The organism is Pseudomonas sp. HLS-6, from assembly GCF_002753995.1.
GTDB classification, from domain to species: Bacteria; Pseudomonadota; Gammaproteobacteria; order Pseudomonadales; family Pseudomonadaceae; genus Aquipseudomonas; species Aquipseudomonas defluvii.
Genome location: NZ_CP024478.1, coordinates 4556044 through 4580486, shown reverse-complemented (window position 1 = coordinate 4580486; position 24443 = coordinate 4556044). Strand labels below are relative to the sequence as shown.

The following is a 24443-nucleotide window of genomic DNA, read 5'->3' as shown; positions in this document are numbered from 1 at the left end:
GTCTCTCCCTTGATACAGTCAGCTTAGTGGCTCCGGGCGCTCTTTGCTTGTTCAGTTGTTTTTTCGTCACTCTGCAGGGCTTTGCGGGCCTGCTGCTGACGCAAACGCTGCCAGTGCGCAAGGACGCCTTTGGGGGCCCAGATCTGCGGTTCCGAGGCGTCGAAGTCTTCGTTGTGCTCACGCAAGGCTACTTGGGTGCGGGCCAGTTCGAAGGCGTTTTGCAGGTCGTCGGTCTGGTTCAGTGCCTGGGCAAACAGGGCATCGCCGAAGTAGGTGAAGTCGGCCTCTTCGGAGCAGCCGAAAGACACTCTGTCCGAGCGCGCGGCGGTCATGATCAGGGTCTTGTCGTCCTTGAGGGAGTCGATAAAGCCACCTGAGTAACACGCAGAGATGACAACAATTTTGTCTCGCCCTTTCAGGGGCGCAAGCGCTGTGGCCAGTTCGCCGGCCGGCAGGTCTGCCAGTTGCAGGCGCGGCTGATCGAGCACCAGTTCGTGAGTCTGGCTGCCGTGGCTGGTCAGGTAGATGAATACCAGGTCTTCCGGGCCGGTGCGTTCGGCGAGGGTGCGCGCGGCACGGGTCAGGTTTTCCCGGGTGGCCATCGTGCGGTCGGTCAAATGATCGCGGTGATTGGCCAGGGTGATTTGGCCAACGGCACCAAATCGGCTCTTGAGCATGCTGCTGACGTAGTCGGCCTCCCGCAGGAACACGCTCTGTTTGCCGTCGCCGGCCAGGACCAGGCTGTAGAGTTCTACCTCGGCGGTGGAGCGCGGCACGTTGTCGAGGGCTTGTTCGAGCAGCTTGCCTTGGTTGAGCAGTGCCAGTTCCAGTGGGTCGGACAGTGGTCGCCCCTGATCGTCACGAACCCGTTGGCCGTTGATCCAGTGTCCGCTCTCGACCTGGCCGTTTGGCAGGGTCAGCAGGCCTTTGCCTTGATACGTATCGTTCTCGAAGCCACCCACATAAACGCTACCGTCTGCCAGTTGCAGGCGACCGTAACCGGAAAAGTGCCAGTCGCGGAAATCGCCTTTGTAGTGGCTGCCGTCGGTGGCGAACAGCTCACCTTTACCGCTGAGCGAGCCGTCTTCAAACTGGCCGATCCAGACATCGCCGTCGGCGTTTTCGTAGCGGCCCCGGCCTTCCAGGCGGTTGTCGCGGAACTCACCGATGTACTGATCACCATCGACGCTGTTGAAGGTGCCGCTGCCCTCCAGTTGGCCGTTGACGAAACGCCCGCTGAACTGGTTGCCGCTTGCATCGCTGCGCACCCCTTCGCCGTTGGGTTTGCCATGGGCGAACAGTCCTTGGTACTGACTGCCGTCTTCCAGCTCCAGGTGGCCAGCGCCGCTGTACTGGTCGGCTTTGAACTGGCCTCGATAGGCCTGGCCGGCCTCTTTGAGCGTGCCTTCACCTTCACGACGACCAAGCTTGAAGCCACCTTGGTAGCTACTGTCTGCCGTCTTCAGTCGGCCCTGGCCATGGAACAGGCCTTGCTCAAACTGGCCAACATAGACTTCGCCGTTGCTGCCGTGCCATTCACCCTGGCCGTGCCATTGGCCGTTCAGGAAGCCTCCGGCGTACCAGCTGCCATTGGGGTAGTCGATGCGTCCACTGCCCTGCAACAGGCCATTCACCACCTCTCCGCGATAGCGACCACCGTCGGGCAGGCGGGCATCGGGCGGCGAAAGTGGTTCGCCGTCACCGCAGGCGGTGAGCAGCAGGGTCAGGGCGAGTGGGGCAAGTGGGCGCATAACGGGGTCCGGGTGGGTTAGCCGCCGAGTATGCCGCAGAATGCGCCGGTGGAAACAGCCGCGCCGGCGTGTTTCTACCGGCCATGTTTCGTCATACGAAGCAGAGTGACAGCGGTTCGGCGATGTACGCAGGTTTTTCTTCACCTTCGATTTCCAGGGTGGCGGTAGCCTTCAGCAACCACTGCCCTGGTTTCTTTTCGGTGGCTTCGGTGAGATCAACCTTGAGCCTTACCTGGCTGTTGACCTTTACCGGCTGGATAAAGCGGACGCTGTCCAGGCCGTAGTTGACCACCATTTTCAAGCCTTCAGGCAACACCAGAATGTCCAGCATCAGCGTAGGGATCAGTGACAGGGTCAGAAAGCCGTGAGCAATGGTCGTACCGAATGGCGTTTTTGCCGCCTTCTCGGGGTCAACGTGGATGAACTGAAAGTCGCCGGTGGCTTCGGCGAACAGGTTGATGCGTTCTTGGTCGATCTTCAGCCATGCGGAACGTCCCAGTTCCTTGCCGACATAGTCTTTGAGCGCTGTAACGGGTACATAGGGCATCGAGACTCTCCTGATTGTCGTTGGTTTTCTTATGACTACGGTAGGTTCAAGCGTTTAAGATCAGCACGTCGGAGGGGGCCGGTCAAGTCAGCATGACTTGAACGAATATCTCGGTATAGGCACACCAGTAGGGTGCTTATAATGGCCGGCGGGCCTGAGGGAGATTTCTATGCTGTTGCGTGGTTTGACGTGGCTGGTGTTGTTTCAGTTGTTGGGGACAGCGATTAATCACTTGTTCCTGTCGATACTGCCGGGGCCAATTATCGGGCTCTTGCTCCTGCTGACGTACCTGATCGTCCGAGGTGAGGTCGGTGCGCCACTGAGCGAAGCCGCCAGCAGCCTGCTGCGCTATTTACCGTTGTTGCTGGTGCCGCCGGCAGTAGGGGTGATGGTTTATGCCGCCGATATTGCGGCGGATTTCTGGGCGATTGCCGGTGCATTGGTGCTTTCGCTACTTATTTCCATCGTCTTCGCAGGTGTCTTGATGCAGAAGCTCATCGCCCGTCAGGCGCGGGATGAGGAGCGGCCATGAACCTGGATTGGCACGGCGCCGTCGAGGCGGTCATTCATCACCCTTTGTTCGGTATCGGTATCACGCTGGGTGCCTATCAACTGGTGCTTGCAGCCTATGAGAAGACGCGCTGGATCTTTCTGCAGCCCGTGTTGATGTCGATGCTGGTCGTCATCAGCGTACTGCTGCTGTGTGGCTTGACCTACAGCGAATACCGTAAAAGTACCGAAATTCTCAATATTCTTCTGGGGCCTGCGACCGTCGCGCTGGCGGTGCCGCTGTACCTGAATCTGCGGCGTATTCGCCAGCTGTTTTGGCCGACCTTTACTACGCTGGTAATCGGAGGCGTGGTGGCGACTGGCGCCTGCCTGCTGTTGGGGTGGTGGTTTGGCGCCGAGCACATGATTCTGATGACCCTGGCGCCGAAGTCGGTGACCTCGCCGATTGCCATGTTGGTGGCCGAGCAGATTGGCGGCGTTGCGCCATTGGCGGCCGTGTTCGTATTGATCACTGGGGTGATTGGGGCCATTTTTGGCCCGGCGCTCTTGTCCCGTTGTGGTGTTCATAGCCCAGAGGCTCGTGGCATGGCGCTGGGCTTGACGGCACACGCGGTCGGTACTTCAGTGGCGTTGCAGGAAAGTGAGGAGTGCGGGGCCTTTGCGGCCCTGGCCATGAGCCTGATGGGCGTTGCCACGGCGGTCTTCCTGCCGTTGGCGGTCAGCCTGGTCGCGTGAGGAGTTGCCATGACGTTACCGCTGTTTCCGCTGAATACGGTGCTGTTTCCCGGCTGCTATCTGGATCTGCAGATCTTTGAGGCGCGCTACCTGGACATGATTGGCCGTTGCATGAAGCAGGGCGGTGGTTTCGGTGTGGTCTGTATTCTGGACGGTGCCGAAGTCGGTAGGGCTGCGCAGGGCTATGCCTCGATCGGCTGCGAGGCGCTGATTCGCGATTTTCAGCAGCAGGACAACGGCCTGCTCGGTATTCGTGTCGAAGGCACACGACGTTTTCGCGTGACCCAGGCCGAGGTGCAGAAGGATCAGTTGCTGCTGGCGCAGGTGCAGTGGCTGGCCGAACAGCCGGATCGCCCGTTGCGTGATCAGGACGAAGACCTGCGAGCGTTGCTCGTTGCGTTGGCCGAACATCCGATGGTCGAGGCGCTGAACATGCCGAGAGCCATTCTCGGGCAGCAGGCGTTGGCGAATCAATTGGCCTACCTGCTGCCGTTTGTCGAGGAAGACAAGCTCGACCTGCTGGCCATTGATGCGCCCCAACAGCGCCTGGATGCTATCCAGGCACTGCTTGATCGTTTACAGGGTGAGCTGTTCGCCTGACCACTCAGTACTGATAGCGGGCCAGGGCTTGTGGCAACGCATGCAAGGTAAAAAAGGCGAGCAGTGCCGTACAGGCTGGCAGGATCAGCCACCAGGCACGTCGTGGCAGGGCGTTCAGTGGTGCGCGGTCCTGAATCAGTGTCAGGCTGCTCGCGCATACAAAGCAGGCCAGCAGTGCCCCAGCGAGGATGTCGGTGGGCCAATGTGCGCCCAGGTAAACGCGTGAGCAGGCGATGGCCAGGGCCGGCAGGCAGCCCAGCATGACCCAGGTCAGACGCATGCGTGGTGGTTGTTCGCGCCCGGCCAGCACCGCAAGCACCAGAAAGAACGCAAACGACGCAGAGCTATGCCCGCTGGGCATGCTGTAAGTGCCCAAAGGGTCGGTCAGTACGTCCGGGCGGGCGCGGGCGAAGAACCACTTCAGGGTACCGTTGAGCAGTGCGGTGCCAATCAGGGTGGTGGCGGCAAAAAGGGCGTGTCGCCATTGCCGGGCCAGTAGCAGAAGCGCGGTCAGCAGGCCTCCTGCTATTAGCTGCGTTCGGAAGTCTCCCAGCCGTGTGACCATGACGGCTATATCATCGATCGCTTGGCTGCGGTTTTCCTGAATGACGGCCATCAAGCCTTGATCCAACTGTGTCAGGTACGGCCAGCCGAAAAACAGCGCAATCAGCGCCAACAGGCTCAGCCCGGCCATCAGCCGGGTACCACGTCGTTGGCTGCGCAGGCTGCCACTGATGCTCAGTGCAATCAGCACGGCCATGCTACCCGCCACGATACCGGCCTGCGGCCAGAAACCGTCCGGCAATGGCAGGCGCATGGCTGCACCGGTCGCCCAGCCTGGCAGCAGGTAGGCGATAGCCCAGCCGGCACCAGCAACCAGGCTGACCATGATAAAGCGCGGAATCGGCATGTCGAACATGCCCGCCACCATCGGCAGCATTGGGCGTAGCGGGCCGATAAAACGCCCGACCAGCAGGCTGGCGATACCATAGCGCTGGAAGTAGGTTTCAGCGCTGCCGATCCATTGCGGGTGTGTGCGCAGTAATGGCAGGCGTCGGATGTTCTGGTGGAAGTGCCGGCCCAGGGTATAGGAGATTGCATCGCCGAGCAGGCCGCCCAGATAGCCCAGTAACAGCGTTTCGCCCAGCGACAGGGCGCCGCTGCCTGCCAGTACGGCGATAGCGAAAAGCAGCACGGTGCCGGGTACGATGATCCCGGCAATCGCCAGGCACTCGATGCAGGCGACCACAAAAATCGCCAGGCCAAGCCACTGCGGGTGGGTGGTCAGCCAGCCGGTCAGGCTGTCGAGCCATGCGCCCATAGGTTCAAATTCCTTGTGTCAGTAAAAGGTAGTCTTGCCCCTCGACCTGCCCTCGGCGCAACGGGTTGCGGGTGCAGTAACGGGCGAATTCGGCATCAACGAAACGATACAGCAGATGCTCATCGCGGCCGTGGGGAATGCCCAGGCGAGTGGTCTGAATAATGTGTTTCACAATAATGCTGCAGTCGTCGACAAACAGTCGCTCGGGGTCAAAGCGTTGGGCGTCCCACTCGGGCACCTTCAGCCCCAGTGCCTTGCACAGCAGGGTTTGCCCGGCGCACAGGCGTTCAGGTTGGCGTGGCTGGCCGCGGGTATCAGGATTGTTCGCTTGCATTTGCGCCAGGCTGTCGGCATCGGAACAGGCGTCTAGCCATGGGTAGCCGGATTTGATCAGCACGGCATTACCAGGGCCTTGGGCGCTGAAGTTCAGCGAGTCGCCACCGCGGGCGTAGTACATATAGATGTGCCCACCCTCGAGAAACAGGGCTTTGCGCTTTTCTGTGTAGCCCAGCGAGGCGTGGCTGCCTTTTTCGGCGCAGTAGTAGGCTTCGGTTTCGATGATGCGCGCCGAGAGCCAGTAGGGGCCCTGTCGGTGACGGATGACCTTGCCGAGCAAGGCTTTGGCCAGGGTTTGCGCATCACGGTCAAAAAATGTATCGGGCAGTGGCCGGCAAGCGTTCGGCGTAGGCATTATCGATCATCGTTGGAAGCTGGCGCCGATCATAGCAACTTATCGTCAGGGCCGTTTTGGGTGGTTGATTTCGACCATCCGCCAGCCACCGCTGGGCGTTCACCTGCATGACAGTTATAATCAGCCGATTTCCCCTTCGCCAAGACACTGAGCCCCATGACTGAGTCCGTTCTTGACTACATGACCCGCCTGGGTCGCGCTGCCCGTGAGGCGGCCCGCGTCATTGGCCGTGCCAGCACTGCGCAGAAGAACCGCGCGTTGCAGGCTGCTGCCAATGCGCTGGACGCTGCCCGCGCCGAACTGTCCGCTGCCAACGAGCAGGACCTGGCTGCTGGCCGTGCCAACGGCCTTGAGCCGGCCATGCTCGAGCGCCTGGCGCTGACGCCAGCACGTATCGACAGCATGATCGTCGGCTTGCGTCAGGTCGCCAGCCTGCCAGACCCGGTCGGGGCGATTCGCGACATGAGCTACCGCCCTTCGGGCATTCAGGTGGGCAAGATGCGTGTGCCGCTGGGTGTCGTCGGGATCATCTATGAGTCGCGGCCTAACGTGACCATCGATGCTGCGAGCCTGTGCCTGAAGTCCGGCAACGCCACCATCTTGCGTGGCGGCTCGGAGGCCATTCATTCCAACCGCGCGATTGCCGCCTGCATCCAGCGTGGCCTGGCTGAAGCCGGCCTGCCTGCGGCGGTGGTGCAAGTGGTCGAGGTCACTGACCGTGCGGCGGTCGGCGCGCTGATCAGCATGCCGGAGTATGTCGACGTGATCGTGCCCCGTGGCGGCAAGGGCCTGATCGAGCGGGTCAGTCGCGAAGCCCGCGTACCGGTGATCAAGCACCTGGACGGCATCTGCCACGTGTATGTGGCCGAGCATGCTGATCTGGAAAAGGCCCGGCGTATTGCCTTCAATGCCAAGACCTACCGCTATGGCATCTGCGGCGCGATGGAAACCCTGCTGGTCGATCAGCGTGTTGCGGCGGAGTTCCTGCCGGCAATGGCGACCCTGTTCAGGGAAAAAGGCGTTGAGTTGCGTGGTTGCGAACGTACCCGTCAGTACATCGAGGCGCTGCCTGCCACGGAAGAAGACTGGCACACTGAGTACCTGGATGCGATTCTGTCGATCCGAGTGGTCGATGGCCTGGATCAGGCTATTGAACATATCAACCACTACGGCTCGCACCATACCGATTCCATCGTGACCGAGCATCAGGGCCTGGCCCGGCGTTTTATTGCCGAGGTCGACTCGGCGTCGGTCATGCTCAATACCCCGACCTGCTTTGCCGACGGGTTCGAGTATGGCCTGGGCGCCGAGATCGGTATTTCCACCGACAAGCTGCATGCCCGTGGTCCGGTTGGCCTGGAAGGGTTGACCTGCGAGAAATATGTTGTGATCGGCGACGGCCAGTTACGCGGCCAGGAGTCGCTCTGACTTGGTTGAGCATGCCCCACTCGCCGCTGCTGTCAGCGTGCCGCCCCAGCGGCGCATTGGCGTGCTCGGCGGAACCTTCGACCCCGTGCATATCGGTCACCTGCGCAGTGCGCTGGAGGTTGCCGAAGTGCTGGGGCTCGATGAGTTGCGGCTGATGCCCAATGCTCGACCGCCGCACCGCGATACCCCGCAGGTGTCGGCGCTCGACCGTTTGGCAATGGTCGAACAGGCGGTGCGTGGCGTGCCGTTGCTGACAGTCGATGCCCGGGAGTTGTCCCGTGATAGACCGTCGTACACCATTGAAACGCTGGAGCTGATGCGGGCCGAGCTGGCTGCTGAAGACCAGTTGTTCCTGTTGTTGGGTTGGGATGCCTTTTGTGGCTTGCCCAGTTGGCACCGTTGGGATGAGTTGCTGAAACACTGCCACATCCTGGTGCTGCAACGCCCGGATGCCGACGTTGAGCCGCCGGATGCGTTGCGCAACCTGCTGGCCGCACGCTCGGTCAGCGATCCACAGGCCCTGGTTGGGCCTGCCGGGCAAATTGCATTCGTCTGGCAAACGCCGCTGGCGGTTTCCGCCACGCAAATCCGACAGCTGCTGGCCAATGGCAAGTCGGTGCGTTTTCTGGTTCCAGACGCAGTACTGGCCTATATCGAGGCGCACGGCTTGTACCGTACGCCGAACTGAAGGGCACGCCGCGAGGCGGCCCCTACTTACGAGCTGAATGAGTTTTATATGAAGAACCAAGCAATCAACGCCGAAACACTGGTCGAACTGACCCAAGCGGCACTGGCTGACGTCAAGGCCCAGGACATCCTGGTGATCGACGTGCGTGACAAGCACAGCCTCACCGACTACATGATCATCGCTACCGGTACCTCCAACCGTCAGATCAACGCGATGCTGGAAAAGGTTCGCGAGAACGTCAAGAAGCACGGCGCTCAGCCGCTGGGCGAAGAAGGCAAGGGCGAAAGCGATTGGGTTCTGCTGGACCTGGGTGATGTCATTGTTCACATGATGACCGCCGCCGCACGTCAGTTCTATGACCTGGAACGTCTGTGGCAGGGCGCTGAGCAGAGCCGTGCTGCCGACGGCAAGCACCACTCGCCGGAGCATTCGCACGAGCACTTCGACAAGCTCCGCGACAAGGAATAAGGAAGCGTCGTGCGTCTGCGTCTGATCGCGGTTGGCTCGCGCATGCCCAAGTGGGTTGAAGACGGCTGGCATGAGTATGCCAAGCGTCTACCTTCTGAGCTGTCGCTGGAGCTGGTGGAAATTCCACTCAATACCCGAGGCAAGAATGCCGATGTCGCCCGCCTGATCCGTCAGGAGGGCGAAGCCATGCTGGCCAAAGTCCAGCCGGGGGAACGTATCGTCACGCTGGAGGTCCATGGCAAGCCCTGGAGCACCGAACAGCTGGCGGTCGAGCTGGACCGCTGGCGGCTGGATTCGCGTACGGTCAACTTCATGGTCGGTGGCCCCGAGGGGCTGGCGCCGGAAGTCTGTGCACGCAGTGAACAGCGCTGGTCGCTGTCACCCTTGACCCTGCCGCACCCGCTTGTACGGATACTCATTGGCGAACAGCTGTATCGCGCCTGGACGGTTCTGTCCGGGCACCCTTACCACAAATAAGCCGTAAGCCTCCGTAATGTCGCAGCCGATTCGCCTCAAGGATCACGAAAAAGACGCCCGTCTGGTGCGTAGCCGCGTCGTGGTCGGTGCAGTGGCGGTCGTCTTGCTGGTGTGCGTGCTGATTGTTCGCCTCTACTACCTGCAGGTCATTCAGTACGACTATCACTCCACGCTGTCGGAAAACAATCGGGTGCATGTACAGCCGATTCCGCCGACCCGTGGGCTGATCTTCGACCGTAATGGGGTAATCATCGCCGATAACCGACCAAGCTTCAGCTTGAGCATGACCCGTGAGCGGGCTGGCGACTGGCGTCAGGTGCTCGATGTAATCGTCGAAGTGCTGCAACTGACCCCCGATGACCGTGCGTTGTTTGAAAAACGCATGAAGCAAGGGCGTCGTCCTTTCGAGCCGGTGCCCATCCTGTTCGAGCTGACGGAGGAGCAGATTGCCCGCATTGCGGTGAATCAGTTCCGCCTGCCGGGTGTCGAAGTGGTTGCGCAGTTGGTCCGGCACTATCCGCAAGGGCCGCATTTTGCTCATTCGGTGGGTTACGTCGGGCGGATCAACGAGAAAGAACTCAAGACCCTCGACCCGGTCAACTACAGCGGTACCCACCACATTGGCAAAACCGGTATCGAACGATTCTATGAACCGGAATTGCATGGTCAGGTGGGTTACGAGGAAGTCGAGACCAATGCCCGGGGCCGTGTGCTGCGTGTACTCAAACGCACTGACCCGGTGCCGGGCAAAGATATCGTTCTAAGCCTCGACATCAAGCTGCAGGAGGCCGCAGAAGCTGCGCTGGGCGGGCGCCGAGGTGCCATTGTGGCCCTTGATCCTCGTACCGGCGAGGTGTTGGCGATGGTTAGCCAGCCGAGCTTCGACCCGAACCTGTTCGTGACCGGCATCAGTTTCAAGGCCTATGCCGAGTTGCGTGATTCCATTGATCGGCCACTGTTCAACCGTGTGCTGCGTGGTCTTTACCCGCCGGGCTCGACGATCAAGCCGGCTGTGGCGATTGCCGGTCTCGACACGGGTGTGGTGACTGCCGGTACGCGGGTGTTTGACCCTGGCTACTACCAGTTGCCCAACTACGACCACAAGTACCGTAACTGGAACCGTACCGGCGATGGCTGGGTCGACCTGGACACGGCAATCATGCGCTCCAACGACACCTACTTTTACGACCTGGCGCACAAGATGGGCATCGACCGGTTGGCCAACTACATGAACCGCTTTGGTATTGGCCAAAAAGTGGCGTTGGACATGTTTGAAGAGTCGCCTGGGTTGATGCCGTCCCGTGAGTGGAAGCGGGCGACCCGTCGTCAGGCCTGGTTCCCGGGTGAAACGCTGATTCTCGGTATTGGCCAGGGTTACATGCAGGCGACCCCGTTGCAGTTGGCTCAGGCCACCGCGTTGATTGCCAACAAGGGCAAGTGGAACCGTCCGCACCTGGCCAAGACCATCGAAGGTAAGCCACCGGTAGATGAGAACCCGATGGAAGACATCGTTTTGCGTGACAAGTCCGATTGGAACAAGGTCACCCACGGCATGGAGCAGGTAATGCAAGGTGCGCGGGGTACTGCGCGCAAGGCCTCGATTGGTGCCCAGTACCGGATTGCAGGCAAGAGTGGTACGGCTCAGGTGGTGGCGATCAAGCAGGGCGAGAAGTACGACCGTAACAAGTTGCAGGAGCGCCACCGTGACCATGCACTGTTTGTCGGCTTTGCACCGGCTGACGATCCGAAGATTGTCGTATCGGTGATGGTTGAGAACGGCGAGTCTGGCTCGGGCGTTGCCGCGCCAGTCGTGCGGCAGGTCATGGATGCCTGGCTGCTCGATGAACATGGGCGGCTCAAACCGGAGTACGTCACACCTTCTGTCGCTCAGGAACCTGCCCAGTGAAAAGCAATTTCGATCGCATGCTTTCCAGTGAGGACGTCATGCGCCGTCGGGCGACGTTCCTCCAGCGCATCCACGTTGATGGCCCGTTGCTCGTTCTCTTGTTGACCTTGGCTGCGGGCAGCCTGTTCGTGCTGTATTCGGCCAGCGGGAAGAACTGGGACCTGTTGCTCAAGCAGGCCAGTTCATTCGGTATTGGCCTGGTCTCAATGTTCATCATCGCGCAGTTCGAGCCGCGGTTCATGGCGCGTTGGGTACCACTGGCCTACGTTTTCGGCGTGTTCTTGCTGGTCGTGGTGGATGTCATGGGGCACAACGCCATGGGGGCCACGCGCTGGATCAACATCCCGGGGGTGATCCGCTTCCAGCCTTCGGAATTCATGAAGATCATCATGCCCGCCACCATTGCCTGGTACCTGGCCAAGCGCACGCTACCGCCGCACTTGAAGCATGTGGCGATCAGTCTGGTGATGATTGGCGTGCCGTTCATTTTGATCGTCCGTCAACCGGACCTGGGCACTGCACTGCTGATTCTGGCCTCGGGTGCATTCGTGCTGTTCATGGGCGGGCTGAAGTGGCGCTGGATTATCAGTGTGGTCGCCGCTGCTGTGCCTGTGGCGGTGGCGATGTGGTTCTTCGTCATGCACGACTACCAGAAGCAGCGCGTGCTGACCTTTCTCGACCCGGAAAGCGACCCATTAGGCACGGGCTGGAACATTATCCAGTCCAAGGCAGCCATTGGATCGGGCGGTGTGTTCGGCAAGGGCTGGCTGCTGGGCACGCAGTCGCACCTGGACTTTCTTCCGGAAAGCCATACTGACTTCATTATCGCCGTCATGGGTGAGGAGTTCGGGTTGGTAGGGATCTGCGCGCTGTTGCTGATTTACATGTTGTTGATCGGACGCGGCCTGGTGATTACTGCCCAGGCGCAAACGCTGTTCGGCAAACTGCTGGCGGGCAGCCTGACCATGACGTTCTTCGTCTATGTTTTTGTCAATATCGGTATGGTCAGCGGCTTGCTCCCTGTGGTGGGGGTGCCGCTGCCCTTCATTAGTTATGGTGGAACTTCGTTGGTGACGCTGCTGTCAGCGTTTGGGGTTTTAATGTCGATTCATACGCACCGTAAATGGATCGCACAAGCTTGAATAAGGTGAAGAATTTCATGCAAGCAATGCGTGGCTGGGCGGCTCGTTGCGCGCCTTGGGTTGGCCTTTTCGGCCTGCTCGGCTCGGCGCAACAGGCTGTGGCTGGCGACTATGACGGCTCGCCTCAGGTGGCCGAGTTCGTCGGCGAAATGACCCGTGACTACGGTTTTGCTGGTGAGCAGTTGATCGGGGTATTTCGTGAGGTCGAGCGCAAACAGTCGATTCTCGATGCCATTTCCCGACCAGCTGAGCGGGTAAAACCCTGGAAGGAATATCGCCCGATGTTCCTGACCGATGCACGTATCGCCCGCGGCGTGGATTTCTGGCGCCAGCACGAGGCTGCGCTGGCCCGCGCCGAGCAGGAGTACGGTGTCCCCGCCCAGGTCATTGTGGCGATCATTGGCGTTGAAACCTTCTTTGGGCGCAATACAGGCAACTATCGGGTCATTGATGCCTTGTCGACGCTAGGCTTCGACTATCCACCGCGTGCCGAGTTTTTCCGCAAGGAGCTGCGTGAGTTCCTGTTGCTGGCCCGTGAAGAACAGGTCGACCCGCTGACCCTCAAGGGTTCTTACGCCGGCGCCATGGGGCTGCCGCAGTTCATGCCGAGCAGTTTTCGGGCCTACGCCGTGGACTTCGATGGCGATGGCCATATCAATATCTGGAACGACCCGGACGATGCCATTGGCAGTGTCGCCAGTTATTTCAAGCGCCACGGTTGGGTGGCCGGCGAGGGTGTGGTCAGCCGTGCCATGGTCCGCGGTGAACGGGTGGATGAAGGGCTGACGACTGGAATCGAGCCGGTTCGTACGGTTGGGGAGTTGCGGGCACTGGGCTGGTCAAGCCATGATGTGCTGCGCGATGATCTGCCGGTCACCGCTTTTCGGCTTGAAGGCGACAACGGCCCTGAGTATTGGCTGGGCCTCAAGAACTTCTATGCGATCACGCGCTACAACCGCAGCGTGATGTACGCCATGGCGGTACATCAACTTTCGGACCTGCTGGTTCAAGCACGAGGCGCCAAATAAATGCGCGTATCGCTCACTACTTCGTTACAACTGCTCGGCGTGGCCGCGCTGGGGCTGGTGCTGGTCAGTTGCTCCACCGGTCGTTCACCGCAACAACAGGGCGGTATCCGCTCGCAGCCCGGCCTGGATATCAACCGTGCTCACAAGGACGGCGCGCCCTGGTGGGATGTCGATGTCTCGAAGATCCCCGATGCGACGCCTACGGTGCACAATGGCCCGTACAAGGCCAACCCCTATACGGTGTTGGGCAAGACCTACTATCCGATGGGCGAGTCGCGCAACTACGTGGCCCAAGGTACCGCCTCTTGGTACGGCACCAAGTTTCACGGGCAGAACACCGCCAACGGAGAGGTCTACGACCTGTATGGCATGAGCGCGGCGCACAAGACCTTGCCGCTGCCGAGCTACGTGCGGGTGACTAACCTGGACAACAACCGCAGTGTGATTTTGCGGGTCAATGACCGTGGCCCGTTCTACTCCGACCGGATCATTGACCTGTCGTATGCCGCAGCGAAAAAGCTTGGCTACGCTGAGACCGGCACGGCGCGTGTGCGTGTTGAAGGTATTGATCCGCAACAGTGGTGGGCCCAGCGCGGCCGGCCTGCACCGCTGGTGCTGGAGCAGCCACAGGTAGCGCAGGCCCAGCCGCTGTCGAGCAGTACCGGGACGGTCGAGCAGTGGACGCCACCACCGCAGCAGCATGCGGCGGCGGTGGTGCCGGTTCAGGTCGCCAGCAACACGGCCCCGGCCGGCGCTGGCATGTACTTGCAGGTCGGCGCATTTGCCAACCCGGATGCCGCCGAACTGCTGCGTTCCAAGCTCAGCACCATGGTGAGCGCTCCGGTGTTCATCAGTTCGATCGTGCGCAATCAGCAGACCCTGCACCGGGTTCGCATGGGCCCGATCAGCAACCCGGGCGAAGCCCAACAAATGCAGGACAGTGTGCGTCTGGCCAATCTGGGCCAGCCGAAAGTTGTCACGGCAGACTGACTCAGGGGGGCTGATCAGTCTGTTGTGAAATACGCCGGTCGGTGTGCTCAAGTGCGAACGACCGGCGCGGCAAAACAGTCTGTACAATGCCTGTTTTGCTCATCAGGCCACGCGCCTGGAAACGTTTTGCCCTTGCGGGCATGAGCCCATTAGCCATTTCGAGAGACGGATGAACATCACCACCTTTGCCAAACGCCTTTGCCTGCTTGTCCCGCTGATGATCACCCCTGCCGCATTCGCGGCGGAGCAGATGATGCCGTCGCCGCCACAACTGGCAGCCAAGTCCTACGTGCTCATGGAAGCCTCCAGCGGCAACATTCTGGTTGAGAACAATGGCGACGAGCGTCTGCCGCCGGCCAGCCTGACCAAGCTGATGACCGCCTACATCGCGACCCTGGATATCCGTCGCGGGCAGATTGGCGAGAACGATCCTGTGACCGTCAGCGAGAACGCCTGGCGTACCGGTGGTTCGCGCATGTTCATCAAGGTGGGTACCCAGGTCAGCGTCAGCGACCTGCTGCACGGCATCATCATCCAGTCGGGCAACGACGCCAGCGTGGCGCTGGCCGAGCACATCGCGGGCAGCGAAGATGCGTTCGCCGACATGATGAACAAGACGGCTGGCGATCTGGGCATGAGCAACAGCCACTTCATGAACCCGACCGGCCTGCCGCACCCAGAGCATTACTCGTCGGCGCACGACATGGCCCTGCTGGCCCGTGCGATCATCCACGAAGACCCTGCTCACTATGCGATCTACTCGCAGAAAGAGTTCTTCTGGAACAACATCAAGCAGCCGAACCGCAACCTGCTGCTGTGGCGTGACAAGACCGTCGACGGCCTGAAAACCGGCCATACCGACGAAGCCGGCTACTGCATGGTATCCTCGGCTGTACGCGACGGCATGCGCCTGATCGCGGTGGTCTTCGGCACTAACAGCGAGCAGGCTCGTGCAGCCGAAACGCAAAAACTGCTGACCTACGGCTTCCGTTTCTTCGAAACCCAGACCTTCTACCAGAAGGGTACCGAGTTGGCACAGGCGCCGGTCTGGAAGGGCGCCACCAGTCAGGTCAAGGCCGGTTTGGCCGAAGACCTGAGCATGACTTTGCCTAAAGGCCAATTGAAGAAGCTGGCTGCCAGCATGACCATGAACCCGCAGCTGACTGCGCCTATCGCCAAAGGTGACGTAATCGGTAAAGTGGAAGTCAAACTGGATGACAATGTGGTGCATAGCGCCGACCTGATTGCCTTGGACGGCGTGGAAGAGGGTGGTTTCTTCCGTCGTGTGTGGGATAGCATTCGGCTATTCTTCTACGGGTTGTTCAACTGATATCGTGACCTGCACGCCCTCGCCATATTCAGGTGAGGGCGTTGTTGTTGCCACGGCTTACGAGGCCGTTACTGCCATGAGCGTACCTGACGTCAAGTCGCACACTATTGAGTTCCCCTGCCTCGATTACCCGATCAAGGTAATCGGCGATACCGTGGTCAATTTCAAGGACACGGTCATCGAGATCCTGAGCAAATATGCCAAGATCGACCTGCAGACACTGGCCGAGCGCCAGAGCAGCAATGGCAAGTACACCACGGTGCAACTGCACATCGAAGCGACCGGTGAAGATCAACTGCGAGATATCAATAGCGCCCTGCGTGCTACTGGCATCGTGCATATGGTGCTTTGATGCCCGCAAGCCTGGGCTTTCGCGAACTCGGCCTGTTGCCTTATGAACCTGTCTGGCAGGCCATGCGTCGGTTTACCGATACGCGTGGGCCGCAGACCGGCGATGAAGTCTGGCTGGTTGAACACCCTCCGGTGTTCACCCAGGGGCAGGCTGGCAAGGCTGAGCACCTGCTGTTGCCGGGTGATATTCCGGTGGTGCAGGTCGATCGCGGAGGCCAGGTGACCTACCATGGTCCTGGCCAGTTGGTGGCGTATCTGCTGCTTGATGTGCGCCGGTTGGGTTTCGGCGTACGAGATCTGGTAAGCCGCATTGAGCGCTGCCTGATCGATCTGTTGGCAGGCTACGATGTTGAAGCTGCCGCCAAGCCGGACGCCCCGGGTGTCTACGTCGATGGAGCAAAGATCGCTTCCCTCGGCTTGCGAATTCGCAATGGCTGTTCATTCCATGGCCTTGCCTTGAACGTGGACATGGACCTTGCGCCATTCCGTCGTATTAATCCCTGTGGGTATGCGGGGCTGGCAATGACCCAGCTGCGCGACCAGGCAGGCCCGATCGAACTCTCCGAGGTAAGGGCAAGGCTGCGTGCGCAGCTGGTCAAGCACCTCGACTATGCTGAGCAGACGACCCTTACGGGCGGAATCGACTGATTATGACTACTGTTGTGCAAGAACCGCTGGAGAGCAGCGCGCCGAACGTGACCGTTGCGGTGGACGCGTCGGCTGCGCCGGCCCCGCGGGCGAAAGTTGAAGCCGGTGTAAAGTTGCGTGGCGCCGAAAAGGTTGCGCGTATTCCGGTGAAGATCATCCCTACCGAAGAGCTGCCGAAGAAACCTGACTGGATCCGCGTGCGCATCCCGGTTTCGCCGGAAGTCGACCGTATCAAGCAACTGCTGCGCAAGCACAAGCTGCACAGCGTGTGTGAAGAAGCCTCCTGCCCGAACCTGGGTGAGTGCTTCTCGGGTGGCACCGCCACCTTCATGATCATGGGTGATATCTGCACCCGCCGTTGCCCGTTCTGCGACGTGGGTCATGGCCGTCCCAAACCATTGGATGTCGATGAGCCGAAGAACCTCGCAGTTGCCATCGCCGACCTGCGCCTGAAGTACGTGGTCATCACCTCGGTGGACCGTGACGACCTGCGTGACGGTGGTGCTCAGCACTTCGCCGACTGCCTGCGCGAGATCCGCGCGCTGTCTCCAGGCGTGCAGTTGGAGACGTTGGTTCCGGACTACCGTGGTCGTATGGACGTGGCCCTTGCCATCACCGCGCAAGAGCCGCCAGACGTGTTCAACCACAACCTGGAAACCGTACCGCGCCTGTACAAGGCCGCGCGTCCGGGGTCTGATTTCGAGTGGTCGCTGGACCTGCTGCAAAAGTTCAAGCAACTGGTACCGCACGTTCCGACCAAGTCCGGCCTGATGCTCGGCCTGGGCGAGACGGACGAGGAAGTCATTGAGGTCATGCAGCGCATGCGCGAGCACGATATCGACATGCTGACCCTCGGCCAGTACCTGCAGCCGTCGCGCAGCCACCTGCCGGTACAGCGCTTTGTTCACCCGGATACCTTCGCCTGGTTCGCCGAGGAAGGTTATCGGATGGGCTTCAAGAACGTCGCGTCCGGCCCGCTGGTGCGTTCGTCCTACCATGCCGATCAGCAGGCTCATGAGGCCAAGATCAAGCTCTGATTCGACATGAACGAAAAATGCCGACGCCCGTCTTCATGAGGGTGTCGGCATTTTTGTGTGCGCTACAGGAAAGTCTGCCGCTGGCAGCCTGAACCGCCCCGTTGGGCGTGCTAGCGTGCCTGCTGGTTGCGCAGGCTCTCCAGCAGCTTATGGGTCGGGTAACCGTCTGCCGGCCAGCCCAGGGCTTGCTGTGCGCTACGAATTGCCTTGCGGGTATTGGCCCCGATGATGCCGTCGGCGCTGCCGGCGTCGTAGTTGCTGGCACTGAGCAGGTTCTGCAATTCCATGCGCTCACTACGGCTCAGCGGCAGATCATCTTTTGGCCAGTCACCGCGGATGTAGCCAGACCCATCGAAACGCTGTGCCAGCAGGCTGACGGCCAGGGCGTACGACGATGAGTTGTTGTACTTGAGGATGGCGCGGAAGTTGTCCAGTACCAGGAAGGCCGGGCCGCGAGCGCCGGCAGGCAGCAGCAGGGCTGCAGACAGTTGTTCGCTACCCGCGGGTACTTGCGTTCCAGGGGGAAGTTGCAGGCCCAGTTGCAGCCATTCTGCGACCGTCTTGCGTTGAGAGCCGTCCGCCAGCCAGTAGTCGAAGCCGGGTTTCAGGCCAACTTCAAAACCCCAAGGCTCGCCGCGTTTCCAGCCTGAGCTTTGCAGGTAGTGGGCGGTCGATGCGAGGGCGTCGGCGGTGCTGTTCCAGATGTCACGGCGACCGTCACCGTCGAAGTCTACCGCGTGGGTGTTGTAGGTCGTCGGGATAAACTGGGTCTGACCCATGGCGCCGGCCCATGAGCCCAGCATGGCCTCGGGCTGGATGTCGCCGTTCTGCAGGATCTGCAGGGCAGCGAGGAGCTGCGCCTGTGCGAAGGCCGGGCGACGGCCTTCGTAGGCCAGGGTGGCGAGCGAGCGGATCACCGATTTGCTGCCCTGGAACTGGCCGAAGTTACTTTCCATGCCCCAGACGGACACCAGTGTGGTGCGGTCGACGCCATACCGTTGTTCGATACGTGCCAGCAGCTCGGCGTTCTGGTTGAGCAGGGCCTGGCCTTTGCGAACACGTACAGGCGAGACAGCGCCGTCGAGGTATTCCCAGACGGGGCGTGTGAATTCGGGTTGACTGCGGTCGGCCTTGATCACGCTCATGTCAGGGGTGATATTAAAAAACGCGCGGTCAAAGGTCGCCGGATTGATACCGGCTTGCAGGGCCTGCTGGCGGAAGCCGGCTTGCCATTGAGCGAAGCTCTGCAGGGGTTGCACATCGTCGATCGGATCGGCGCTGGCAGTGGGCTGGGGTGCAGCAGAAGCGGATTGTGTCGGCGCTAGCGGCAGCGCATCGGCGGCGGTCGGCTTCTCCGCGCAGGCGACAAGCAGGATGAGGCTGGAGGCAGCGATCAGTTGGCGGGGTTGCCAACGGCGGGAAAGGCAAAAGGGCATGCACAGGTCCAGTAATTCAAGTCAGGTGTTGACCATACCATGCTTGCCGGATTCCTGCCTTCATGCGGCCAAAAAGTAAGAAGCCTCCCAATCTCTCGATTGGAAGGCTTCGCGGCGGTAGCTGCCTTTGCCCTTGCCTGAGCGTTCCTGGCGGCTACGGAACAGGGGCTGGGCGATGATGGACTTGGCTTTGTTGGGGCCGGGTTTGGCCGGTTTCTTGCTCATTACAGGAGCTCCTGCGATGGGGGGGTGTTGGCGCGCACTATAGGCCCTTGCATTCGTGTGGGCAATCTTACGGGCTTACCGGCTATCTGCTCGTTGTGGCATGGGTTGTTGCGCGATGCATACATCGCTGGCGGGGCTGGTATCGCCAGGTTTGGCGTGATGCTATTCGGCAGGTAATGTCAGACGTTGGCCGGCCATCAGCAGCGACAGACGTGCCAGGCTGGTCCAGGGAGAGCCCTGTGCCTGCCCCTTGATCTGTGCATCAATGCGTTGGGCATCCTGCAGCAGCTGGCTCCAGCGTTGCGCCGAATGACGTTGCAAGGCTTTGCTCATCAGCGGCCGGCGTTTATCCCAGACCGGCGGTTTGGCCTGGCTGAATGCCTTGTCCAGCGGCACGCCCTGGCTGTACTGCTGGGAAAGGCCAGCCAGCAGGCGCAGTTCCCGGGCCAATGCCCAGAGAATGACCGGTGGCTCAACCCCTTCACCGCGCAAGCCTTCGAGCATGCGCAGGGCATGGGCAGCTTCGCCATTAAGAATGGCGTCGACCAGGCCAAAGACATCGAAGCGGGCACTGTCGGCCACGGCGGCCTGTACCGTTTCGACGGTGATCTGATTGCCATCGGCCAGTAACTTGAGCTTTTCGATTTCCTGAGCGGCGGCGAGCAGGTTGCCCTCCACGCGCGCTGCAATCAGCTCTACTGCATCGCGTTGGGCTGCCAGGCCGGCTTGAGACAGGCGTTGGCTGATCCATTGCGGCAGTTGATTGTTGTCCACCGGCCAGATCTGAATGAACTGGACGTGCTGACCGTCAACCAGCGCCTTGCCCCACTTGGTTTTTTGCGCGCTGCCGTCGAGTTTTGGCAGGCTGATCAGCAGCAGGGTGTCTTCGGCAGGGTTGGAGCAGTACTCAATCAGCGCCGCGGCGCCTTTGTCACCGGGCTTGCCTGAAGGCAGGCGCAGTTCCAGCAGGCGTCGTTGAGCGAACAGCGACAAGCTGGCGCCCGCTTGAAGCAGCGTGCCCCAGTCGAAGTTGGCATCTGCGCTGAACACCTGGCGTTCGTCGAAGCCTTGCTGGCGAGCTGCCGCGCGAATCGCGTCGGCGGCTTCCTGGCACAGCAGCGGGTCATCGCCGCTAACCACGTAGACCGGGGCGAGCGAACCTTGCAGGTGCTTGTTGAGTTGGGCAGGTGTGAGTTTCATCGCGGAGTGCGGGGCACCGAAGTGCCCCGTTCAGGCTCAGTTGGCTGGGATTTCCAGCGGGGATTGCTGCGGCGTTTCGTCCTGGGCGCGACGGGCGGCTTCGAGGGCATCAGCCTCGGCCTTGGCGCGCGCCTCGGCTTCCATTTGCAGGGTTTCAAGTTGGGCCGGGGTGATCAACTGCAAGCGCAGGACCATCTTCTGGACCATCTCGCGGCGCATTTCATCGCGAACCTGGCTGGCTTCCTGGTCGGAGCCCGTAAGGTTGTTGCTGTCATGCACATAGATCTTTTGTACTTCCAGCTTGTCGGCAAGGAGGCTGGTGTTGTTCTGGCCGCGGATCTCGAAGCTCAGGGTGTCGGTGAGTTCATACTCGACCGAGCGAGCAGAGCCTGCATAGCTGGCGGCGCGCTGGGTATTGTCTTCACGGGCCAGGAACAGCTTGTATGGGGCGCCGGCATGCACGTTCACGCCGCTGCTTTTCAGAACCTGGCGCAGTTGCGTCACAGTATCGCCATAGGCGTCGCGAGCACTGACATCGAGCTCCTTGAGCGCCAGGTCGGTGGTGCCGGTGCCGCGCAGTTGGAAGCCGCAGGCGCTGAGCATTACGGCCAGGCCCATCACCAGCAGGTTGCGTTTGATCATGTTGTTGCTCCCTTGAAACCTTGTAAGCCGATTCTGTGCGGGCGCCCTGAGGTGAGCAGGGCGCCACATTCCATCAGCTGGCGACAATATTGACCAGCTTGCCCGGTACGACGATGACCTTGCGGATGGTCAGGCCTTCAGTGAAACGCAGCACGTTTTCATTGCTGCGGGCCGCGGCTTCAATGTCTTCACGGCTGGCGCCAACCGGCATCTCGATCTGGCCGCGCAGTTTTCCGTTGACCTGGATTACCAGTTGCAGGCTGTCCTGTACCAGCGCGCTTTCATCCACGGCTGGCCAGCCAGCGTCGATGACTGCGCCTTCATGGCCCAACTGCTTCCACAGTTCGTGGCTGATGTGCGGCGTGATCGGTGCCAGCAACAGGGTCACGGTTTCCAGGCCTTCCTGAATCAGTGCGCGGTCTTGTGCCGTGGCTTGCGGTGCCTTCTCCAGCACGTTCATCAGGGTCATTACTTGCGCAATGGCGGTGTTGAACTTGTGGTGCTGGCCCACATCCTGGCTGGCTTGCTTGATGGCCGAGTGGATCGAACGGCGTACGGCTTTCTGGGCATCGTCCAGCGCAGCGACATCCAGGGCGCCAGGCAGCCCTTGCGCGACGTGGCTTTGCGCCAGGCGCCAGACGCGGCGCAGGAAGCGGTTCGAGCCTTCTACGCCGGAGTCGGACCATTCCAGGCTCATATCGGGCGGCGAGGCGAACATCATGAACAGGCGGCAGGTGTCAGCACCGTAGGCTTCGATCATGGCCTGAGGGTCAACGCCGTTGTTCTTCGACTTGGACATCTTCTCGGTGCCGCCGATCTCTACGGGCAGGCCGTCGGTTTTCAGGCGGGCGCCAATGATCTTGGCCTTGGCATCGCGTTCGACTTCAACGTCGGCCGGGTTGAACCAGTCTTTGCCACCGTTGCTGGCAGTGCGGTAGTACGTCTCTGCGACGACCATGCCCTGAGTCAGCAGGTTCTTGAACGGTTCGTTGGAGCTAACCAGGCCTTCGTCACGCATCAGCTTGTGGAAGAAGCGTGCATAGAGCAGGTGAAGAATGGCGTGTTCGATACCGCCGATGTACTGGTCAACCGGCAGCCAGTGGTTGGCAGCCTGTTTGTCGACCATGCCGCCTTCGTAGTTTGGCGAGGCGTAACGCGCGAAGTACCAGGACGACTCGACGAAGGTGTCCATGGTGTCGGTTTCGCGCTTGGCTGCGGCGCCGCATTTCGGGCAGCTGCAGTTGTAGAACTCAGGCATGCGCGCCAGCGGCGATCCCGCACCATCCGGCACTACGTCTTCTGGCAGGACGACCGGCAACTGGTCTTCCGGTACCGGTACGTCGCCGCAGGATGGGCAGTGGATGATCGGGATTGGGCAACCCCAGTAGCGCTGGCGGCTGATACCCCAGTCGCGCAGACGGAACTGGGTGCGCGACTTGCCGAGTTCTTTCTTGATCAGGGCGGCTTCGATGGCATCGAACGCGCCAGCGAAGTCCAGGCCGTCGAATTCAGCAGAATTGATCAGTTGGCCGTGCTCGCCGTAGGCGGCGTCCCACTCGGTGCCAACCACATCACCGGCACGGGTGCGAACCACGGTCTTGACCGGCAGGTTGTACTTGTGTGCGAACTCGAAGTCGCGCTCGTCATGGGCAGGAACAGCCATGACCGCGCCGTCGCCGTAGTGCATCAAGACGTAGTTGGCGACCCACACGGGCAGTTTTTCGCCAGTCAGCGGATGCTCGACGAACAGCGACGTCGGCATGCCTTTCTTTTCCTGGGTGGCAACGTCGGCCTCAGCAACGCTGCCGCTCTTGCACTCGTCGATAAAGGCTTGCAGCGCCGGGTTACCCTGGGCAGCCTGCGTGGCCAGCGGGTGCTCGGCGGCAACGGCGACGTAGGTCGCGCCCATCAGGGTGTCTGGACGGGTGGTGAAGACTTTCAGTGTACCGTCGTGGCCGATCGAGGCCTTGTCGAACGGGAACTGGACTTCCATGCCGCGCGACTTGCCAATCCAGTTACGTTGCATGGTCTTGACCTGTTCAGGCCAGCCCGGCAGTTCGTCGAGGCTTTCCAGCAACTCGTCGGCGTAATCGGTGATCTTGAAGTAGTACATCGGGATTTCGCGCTTCTCGATCAGCGCGCCCGAACGCCAGCCACGGCCGTCGATGACCTGCTCGTTGGCCAGTACGGTCTGGTCAGCCGGGTCCCAGTTGACGGTGCCGTTCTTGCGATAGATGACGCCTTTTTCGAACAGGCGGGTGAACAGCCACTGCTCCCAGCGGTAGTAGTCCGGCTTGCAGGTGGTGACTTCACGCGACCAGTCGAAGGCCAGGCCCAGGCTCTTGAGCTGGGTCTTCATGTACTCGATGTTTTCGTAGGTCCACTTGGCCGGGGCGACGTTGTTTTTCATCGCCGCGTTTTCGGCCGGCATGCCAAAGGCGTCCCAACCCATCGGCTGCAGGACGTTCTTGCCCTGCATGCGCTGATAGCGGGCGATGACGTCGCCGATGGTGTAGTTGCGCACGTGACCCATGTGTAGCTTGCCGCTTGGGTACGGGAACATCGACAGGCAGTAGAAGGTGTCTTTGCCTGGTTGTTCACTGACTTCAAAAGACTTTTGCTCGTCCCAGAACGACTGGGCGGCGGCTTCAATTTCGCGGGGCTGATAGAGTTCGTGCATGGCTACTTTGCGCTGAGAAATGGGAGACCTTATCCAGGCAGAACCGCTGCGCCCGGCAATTCGGTGTCAATATAATGAACGCAGTAGCATACATGACCCGTCTCTATCGAGGGAAACCCTGATTGCATCCTCAGACTGGCTGCGGGCCGTTGGTCGTGGCGTCTCACTGCTTTTGTGAGTACCGCTAAGCTGATTCTTGGGGGCGGTATTTTTATCTCAAATGAGGTGAACGGATGGGTGAGTCGCCGCTACAAGCACTAGAGCCCGAGCTTTGCGAGCGTTTGATCGACCGGTTGGGGCTGGCACTGGATGTCGCCAGAGCCTCTGTTCGACTGCGCGATGAGATGCCCGCCGAATTGGAACTACGTGGATTGAGCTACGCCGAATTTGAAGTGATCAAGGCTTACCTGGCATCGAACCCAGAGCGCTACAGAGCACATATAGATGCGCTGCAGCAGCCTGAGGTACCTGCCGGCAGAGTGGTCTGGCTTAAAGACAGCGCGCGTTCTTCAGCCACGAAAAAGTTCAGCGCATTGCATTTCAAGTAATCGTACGAGCCCTTCAGGCTGTACGACCGGGCCGTTAAATTTTCCATGATCGGCACCTGGCTAT

Annotated in this window: 25 protein-coding genes; 16 read left to right on the top strand and 9 right to left on the bottom strand. The window is 60.6% G+C overall.

The window, feature by feature from the left end:
• Positions 1-23: 23 nt before the first annotated feature.
• Together CS390_RS21525 and CS390_RS21520 are read right to left on the bottom strand one after the other, a co-directional pair.
• The gene (locus CS390_RS21525; RefSeq protein ID WP_065760342.1) at positions 24-1751 is read right to left on the bottom strand and encodes a C13 family peptidase; all 1728 of its coding nucleotides are present in this window, start codon (positions 1749-1751) and stop codon (positions 24-26) included.
• 91 nt (positions 1752-1842) lie between these two features.
• Positions 1843-2298: a MaoC family dehydratase gene (locus tag CS390_RS21520; RefSeq protein WP_065760343.1), complete on the bottom strand. Its 456-nt coding sequence runs from the start codon at positions 2296-2298 to the stop codon at positions 1843-1845.
• Positions 2299-2467: 169 nt separating this feature from the next.
• On the opposite strand from CS390_RS21520, the gene CS390_RS21515 reads away from it, so the two are divergent.
• From CS390_RS21515 to CS390_RS21505, 3 genes are read left to right on the top strand one after another with little or no spacing between them, the layout of a single operon-like run.
• Positions 2468-2830, top strand: coding sequence for a CidA/LrgA family protein (locus CS390_RS21515; protein ID WP_065760344.1), 363 nt, complete (start codon positions 2468-2470; stop codon positions 2828-2830).
• Between the two features lie 2 nt (positions 2831-2832).
• On the top strand, positions 2833-3543 hold the full coding sequence (locus CS390_RS21510) for an LrgB family protein (RefSeq protein ID WP_176717438.1): 711 nt from the start codon (positions 2833-2835) through the stop codon (positions 3541-3543).
• Between the two features lie 9 nt (positions 3544-3552).
• The gene (locus CS390_RS21505; protein WP_065760346.1) at positions 3553-4143 is read left to right on the top strand and encodes an LON peptidase substrate-binding domain-containing protein; all 591 of its coding nucleotides are present in this window, start codon (positions 3553-3555) and stop codon (positions 4141-4143) included.
• 4 nt (positions 4144-4147) lie between these two features.
• Here CS390_RS21505 and CS390_RS21500 read toward each other — a convergent pair whose 3' ends face one another.
• Both CS390_RS21500 and CS390_RS21495 read right to left on the bottom strand, forming a co-directional pair.
• On the bottom strand, positions 4148-5464 hold the full coding sequence (locus tag CS390_RS21500; RefSeq protein WP_099775913.1) for a bifunctional DedA family/phosphatase PAP2 family protein: 1317 nt from the start codon (positions 5462-5464) through the stop codon (positions 4148-4150).
• A gap of 4 nt (positions 5465-5468) precedes the next feature.
• A complete protein-coding gene (locus CS390_RS21495) occupies positions 5469-6155 on the bottom strand; it encodes a DNA-3-methyladenine glycosylase (protein WP_099775911.1) in 687 nt (228 codons plus the stop codon).
• A 156-nt stretch (positions 6156-6311) separates the two neighbouring features.
• Between CS390_RS21495 and CS390_RS21490 the strand changes: the two genes are divergently transcribed.
• The 12 genes from CS390_RS21490 to lipA all read left to right on the top strand — a co-directional run bounded on the left by CS390_RS21490 (position 6312) and on the right by lipA (position 17648).
• Complete coding sequence (locus CS390_RS21490; protein WP_065760348.1) at positions 6312-7583, top strand: glutamate-5-semialdehyde dehydrogenase; 1272 nt, start codon at positions 6312-6314, stop codon at positions 7581-7583.
• A gap of 1 nt (position 7584) precedes the next feature.
• Entirely contained in the window at positions 7585-8271 is a 687-nt protein-coding gene (gene nadD, locus CS390_RS21485) for a nicotinate-nucleotide adenylyltransferase (RefSeq protein ID WP_065760349.1), read from the top strand.
• A gap of 48 nt (positions 8272-8319) precedes the next feature.
• Positions 8320-8739 (top strand): ribosome silencing factor, encoded by a 420-nt coding sequence (gene rsfS, locus CS390_RS21480; protein WP_065760350.1) that lies wholly within the window; start codon positions 8320-8322, stop codon positions 8737-8739.
• A gap of 9 nt (positions 8740-8748) precedes the next feature.
• Positions 8749-9216: a 23S rRNA (pseudouridine(1915)-N(3))-methyltransferase RlmH gene (rlmH, locus tag CS390_RS21475; protein WP_065760351.1), complete on the top strand. Its 468-nt coding sequence runs from the start codon at positions 8749-8751 to the stop codon at positions 9214-9216.
• A 16-nt stretch (positions 9217-9232) separates the two neighbouring features.
• Positions 9233-11122: a penicillin-binding protein 2 gene (gene mrdA, locus CS390_RS21470; RefSeq protein WP_099775910.1), complete on the top strand. Its 1890-nt coding sequence runs from the start codon at positions 9233-9235 to the stop codon at positions 11120-11122.
• A gap of 38 nt (positions 11123-11160) precedes the next feature.
• Positions 11161-12264 carry a rod shape-determining protein RodA gene (rodA, locus tag CS390_RS21465; RefSeq protein WP_177442453.1) on the top strand — a complete coding sequence of 368 codons (1104 nt, stop codon included), beginning with the start codon at positions 11161-11163 and terminating at the stop codon, positions 12262-12264.
• Between the two features lie 17 nt (positions 12265-12281).
• Positions 12282-13292: a lytic murein transglycosylase B gene (gene mltB, locus CS390_RS21460; protein ID WP_099775908.1), complete on the top strand. Its 1011-nt coding sequence runs from the start codon at positions 12282-12284 to the stop codon at positions 13290-13292.
• Positions 13293-14282: a septal ring lytic transglycosylase RlpA family protein gene (locus tag CS390_RS21455; protein ID WP_099775907.1), complete on the top strand. Its 990-nt coding sequence runs from the start codon at positions 13293-13295 to the stop codon at positions 14280-14282.
• Between the two features lie 169 nt (positions 14283-14451).
• Complete coding sequence (locus CS390_RS21450) at positions 14452-15612, top strand: D-alanyl-D-alanine carboxypeptidase family protein (RefSeq protein ID WP_099775906.1); 1161 nt, start codon at positions 14452-14454, stop codon at positions 15610-15612.
• Between the two features lie 76 nt (positions 15613-15688).
• Positions 15689-15964: a DUF493 domain-containing protein gene (locus CS390_RS21445; protein WP_065760356.1), complete on the top strand. Its 276-nt coding sequence runs from the start codon at positions 15689-15691 to the stop codon at positions 15962-15964.
• Entirely contained in the window at positions 15964-16611 is a 648-nt protein-coding gene (lipB, locus tag CS390_RS21440) for a lipoyl(octanoyl) transferase LipB (RefSeq protein ID WP_099775905.1), read from the top strand. Before CS390_RS21445 ends, lipB begins: the two co-directional genes overlap by 1 nt.
• Positions 16612-16613: 2 nt before the next feature.
• Positions 16614-17648 carry a lipoyl synthase gene (gene lipA, locus CS390_RS21435; RefSeq protein ID WP_099775904.1) on the top strand — a complete coding sequence of 345 codons (1035 nt, stop codon included), beginning with the start codon at positions 16614-16616 and terminating at the stop codon, positions 17646-17648.
• A gap of 110 nt (positions 17649-17758) precedes the next feature.
• Here lipA and CS390_RS21430 read toward each other — a convergent pair whose 3' ends face one another.
• From CS390_RS21430 to leuS, 5 genes are all read right to left on the bottom strand, one after another.
• Positions 17759-19084 (bottom strand): lytic murein transglycosylase, encoded by a 1326-nt coding sequence (locus tag CS390_RS21430; RefSeq protein ID WP_065760359.1) that lies wholly within the window; start codon positions 19082-19084, stop codon positions 17759-17761.
• A gap of 60 nt (positions 19085-19144) precedes the next feature.
• Positions 19145-19309, bottom strand: coding sequence for an alternative ribosome rescue factor ArfA (gene arfA / locus CS390_RS21425; protein ID WP_065760360.1), 165 nt, complete (start codon positions 19307-19309; stop codon positions 19145-19147).
• A 162-nt stretch (positions 19310-19471) separates the two neighbouring features.
• Positions 19472-20509, bottom strand: a complete 1038-nt coding sequence (holA, locus tag CS390_RS21420; protein ID WP_065760361.1) for a DNA polymerase III subunit delta — start codon at positions 20507-20509, stop codon at positions 19472-19474.
• Between the two features lie 36 nt (positions 20510-20545).
• Positions 20546-21151 carry an LPS assembly lipoprotein LptE gene (gene lptE / locus CS390_RS21415; protein WP_065760362.1) on the bottom strand — a complete coding sequence of 202 codons (606 nt, stop codon included), beginning with the start codon at positions 21149-21151 and terminating at the stop codon, positions 20546-20548.
• A 73-nt stretch (positions 21152-21224) separates the two neighbouring features.
• Positions 21225-23831, bottom strand: coding sequence for a leucine--tRNA ligase (gene leuS, locus CS390_RS21410; protein WP_099775903.1), 2607 nt, complete (start codon positions 23829-23831; stop codon positions 21225-21227).
• A gap of 233 nt (positions 23832-24064) precedes the next feature.
• Between leuS and CS390_RS21405 the strand changes: the two genes are divergently transcribed.
• A complete protein-coding gene (locus tag CS390_RS21405) occupies positions 24065-24379 on the top strand; it encodes a hypothetical protein (protein WP_099775902.1) in 315 nt (104 codons plus the stop codon).
• The last annotated feature ends 64 nt before the right edge of the window (positions 24380-24443 follow it).

Coding starts and splice junctions, on each gene's coding strand:
- CS390_RS21525 (WP_065760342.1), bottom strand. CDS start 1,751: ATGCGCCCACTTGCCCCACTCGCCCTGACCCTGCTGCTCACCGCCTGC.
- CS390_RS21520 (WP_065760343.1), bottom strand. CDS start 2,298: ATGCCCTATGTACCCGTTACAGCGCTCAAAGACTATGTCGGCAAGGAA.
- CS390_RS21515 (WP_065760344.1), top strand. CDS start 2,468: ATGCTGTTGCGTGGTTTGACGTGGCTGGTGTTGTTTCAGTTGTTGGGG.
- CS390_RS21505 (WP_065760346.1), top strand. CDS start 3,553: ATGACGTTACCGCTGTTTCCGCTGAATACGGTGCTGTTTCCCGGCTGC.
- CS390_RS21500 (WP_099775913.1), bottom strand. CDS start 5,464: ATGGGCGCATGGCTCGACAGCCTGACCGGCTGGCTGACCACCCACCCG.
- CS390_RS21495 (WP_099775911.1), bottom strand. CDS start 6,155: ATGCCTACGCCGAACGCTTGCCGGCCACTGCCCGATACATTTTTTGAC.
- CS390_RS21490 (WP_065760348.1), top strand. CDS start 6,312: ATGACTGAGTCCGTTCTTGACTACATGACCCGCCTGGGTCGCGCTGCC.
- rsfS (WP_065760350.1), top strand. CDS start 8,320: ATGAAGAACCAAGCAATCAACGCCGAAACACTGGTCGAACTGACCCAA.
- mrdA (WP_099775910.1), top strand. CDS start 9,233: ATGTCGCAGCCGATTCGCCTCAAGGATCACGAAAAAGACGCCCGTCTG.
- rodA (WP_177442453.1), top strand. CDS start 11,161: ATGCGCCGTCGGGCGACGTTCCTCCAGCGCATCCACGTTGATGGCCCG.
- mltB (WP_099775908.1), top strand. CDS start 12,282: ATGCAAGCAATGCGTGGCTGGGCGGCTCGTTGCGCGCCTTGGGTTGGC.
- CS390_RS21455 (WP_099775907.1), top strand. CDS start 13,293: ATGCGCGTATCGCTCACTACTTCGTTACAACTGCTCGGCGTGGCCGCG.
- CS390_RS21450 (WP_099775906.1), top strand. CDS start 14,452: ATGAACATCACCACCTTTGCCAAACGCCTTTGCCTGCTTGTCCCGCTG.
- CS390_RS21445 (WP_065760356.1), top strand. CDS start 15,689: ATGAGCGTACCTGACGTCAAGTCGCACACTATTGAGTTCCCCTGCCTC.
- lipB (WP_099775905.1), top strand. CDS start 15,964: ATGCCCGCAAGCCTGGGCTTTCGCGAACTCGGCCTGTTGCCTTATGAA.
- lipA (WP_099775904.1), top strand. CDS start 16,614: ATGACTACTGTTGTGCAAGAACCGCTGGAGAGCAGCGCGCCGAACGTG.
- CS390_RS21430 (WP_065760359.1), bottom strand. CDS start 19,084: ATGCCCTTTTGCCTTTCCCGCCGTTGGCAACCCCGCCAACTGATCGCT.
- arfA (WP_065760360.1), bottom strand. CDS start 19,309: ATGAGCAAGAAACCGGCCAAACCCGGCCCCAACAAAGCCAAGTCCATC.
- holA (WP_065760361.1), bottom strand. CDS start 20,509: ATGAAACTCACACCTGCCCAACTCAACAAGCACCTGCAAGGTTCGCTC.
- lptE (WP_065760362.1), bottom strand. CDS start 21,151: ATGATCAAACGCAACCTGCTGGTGATGGGCCTGGCCGTAATGCTCAGC.
- leuS (WP_099775903.1), bottom strand. CDS start 23,831: ATGCACGAACTCTATCAGCCCCGCGAAATTGAAGCCGCCGCCCAGTCG.
- CS390_RS21405 (WP_099775902.1), top strand. CDS start 24,065: ATGGGTGAGTCGCCGCTACAAGCACTAGAGCCCGAGCTTTGCGAGCGT.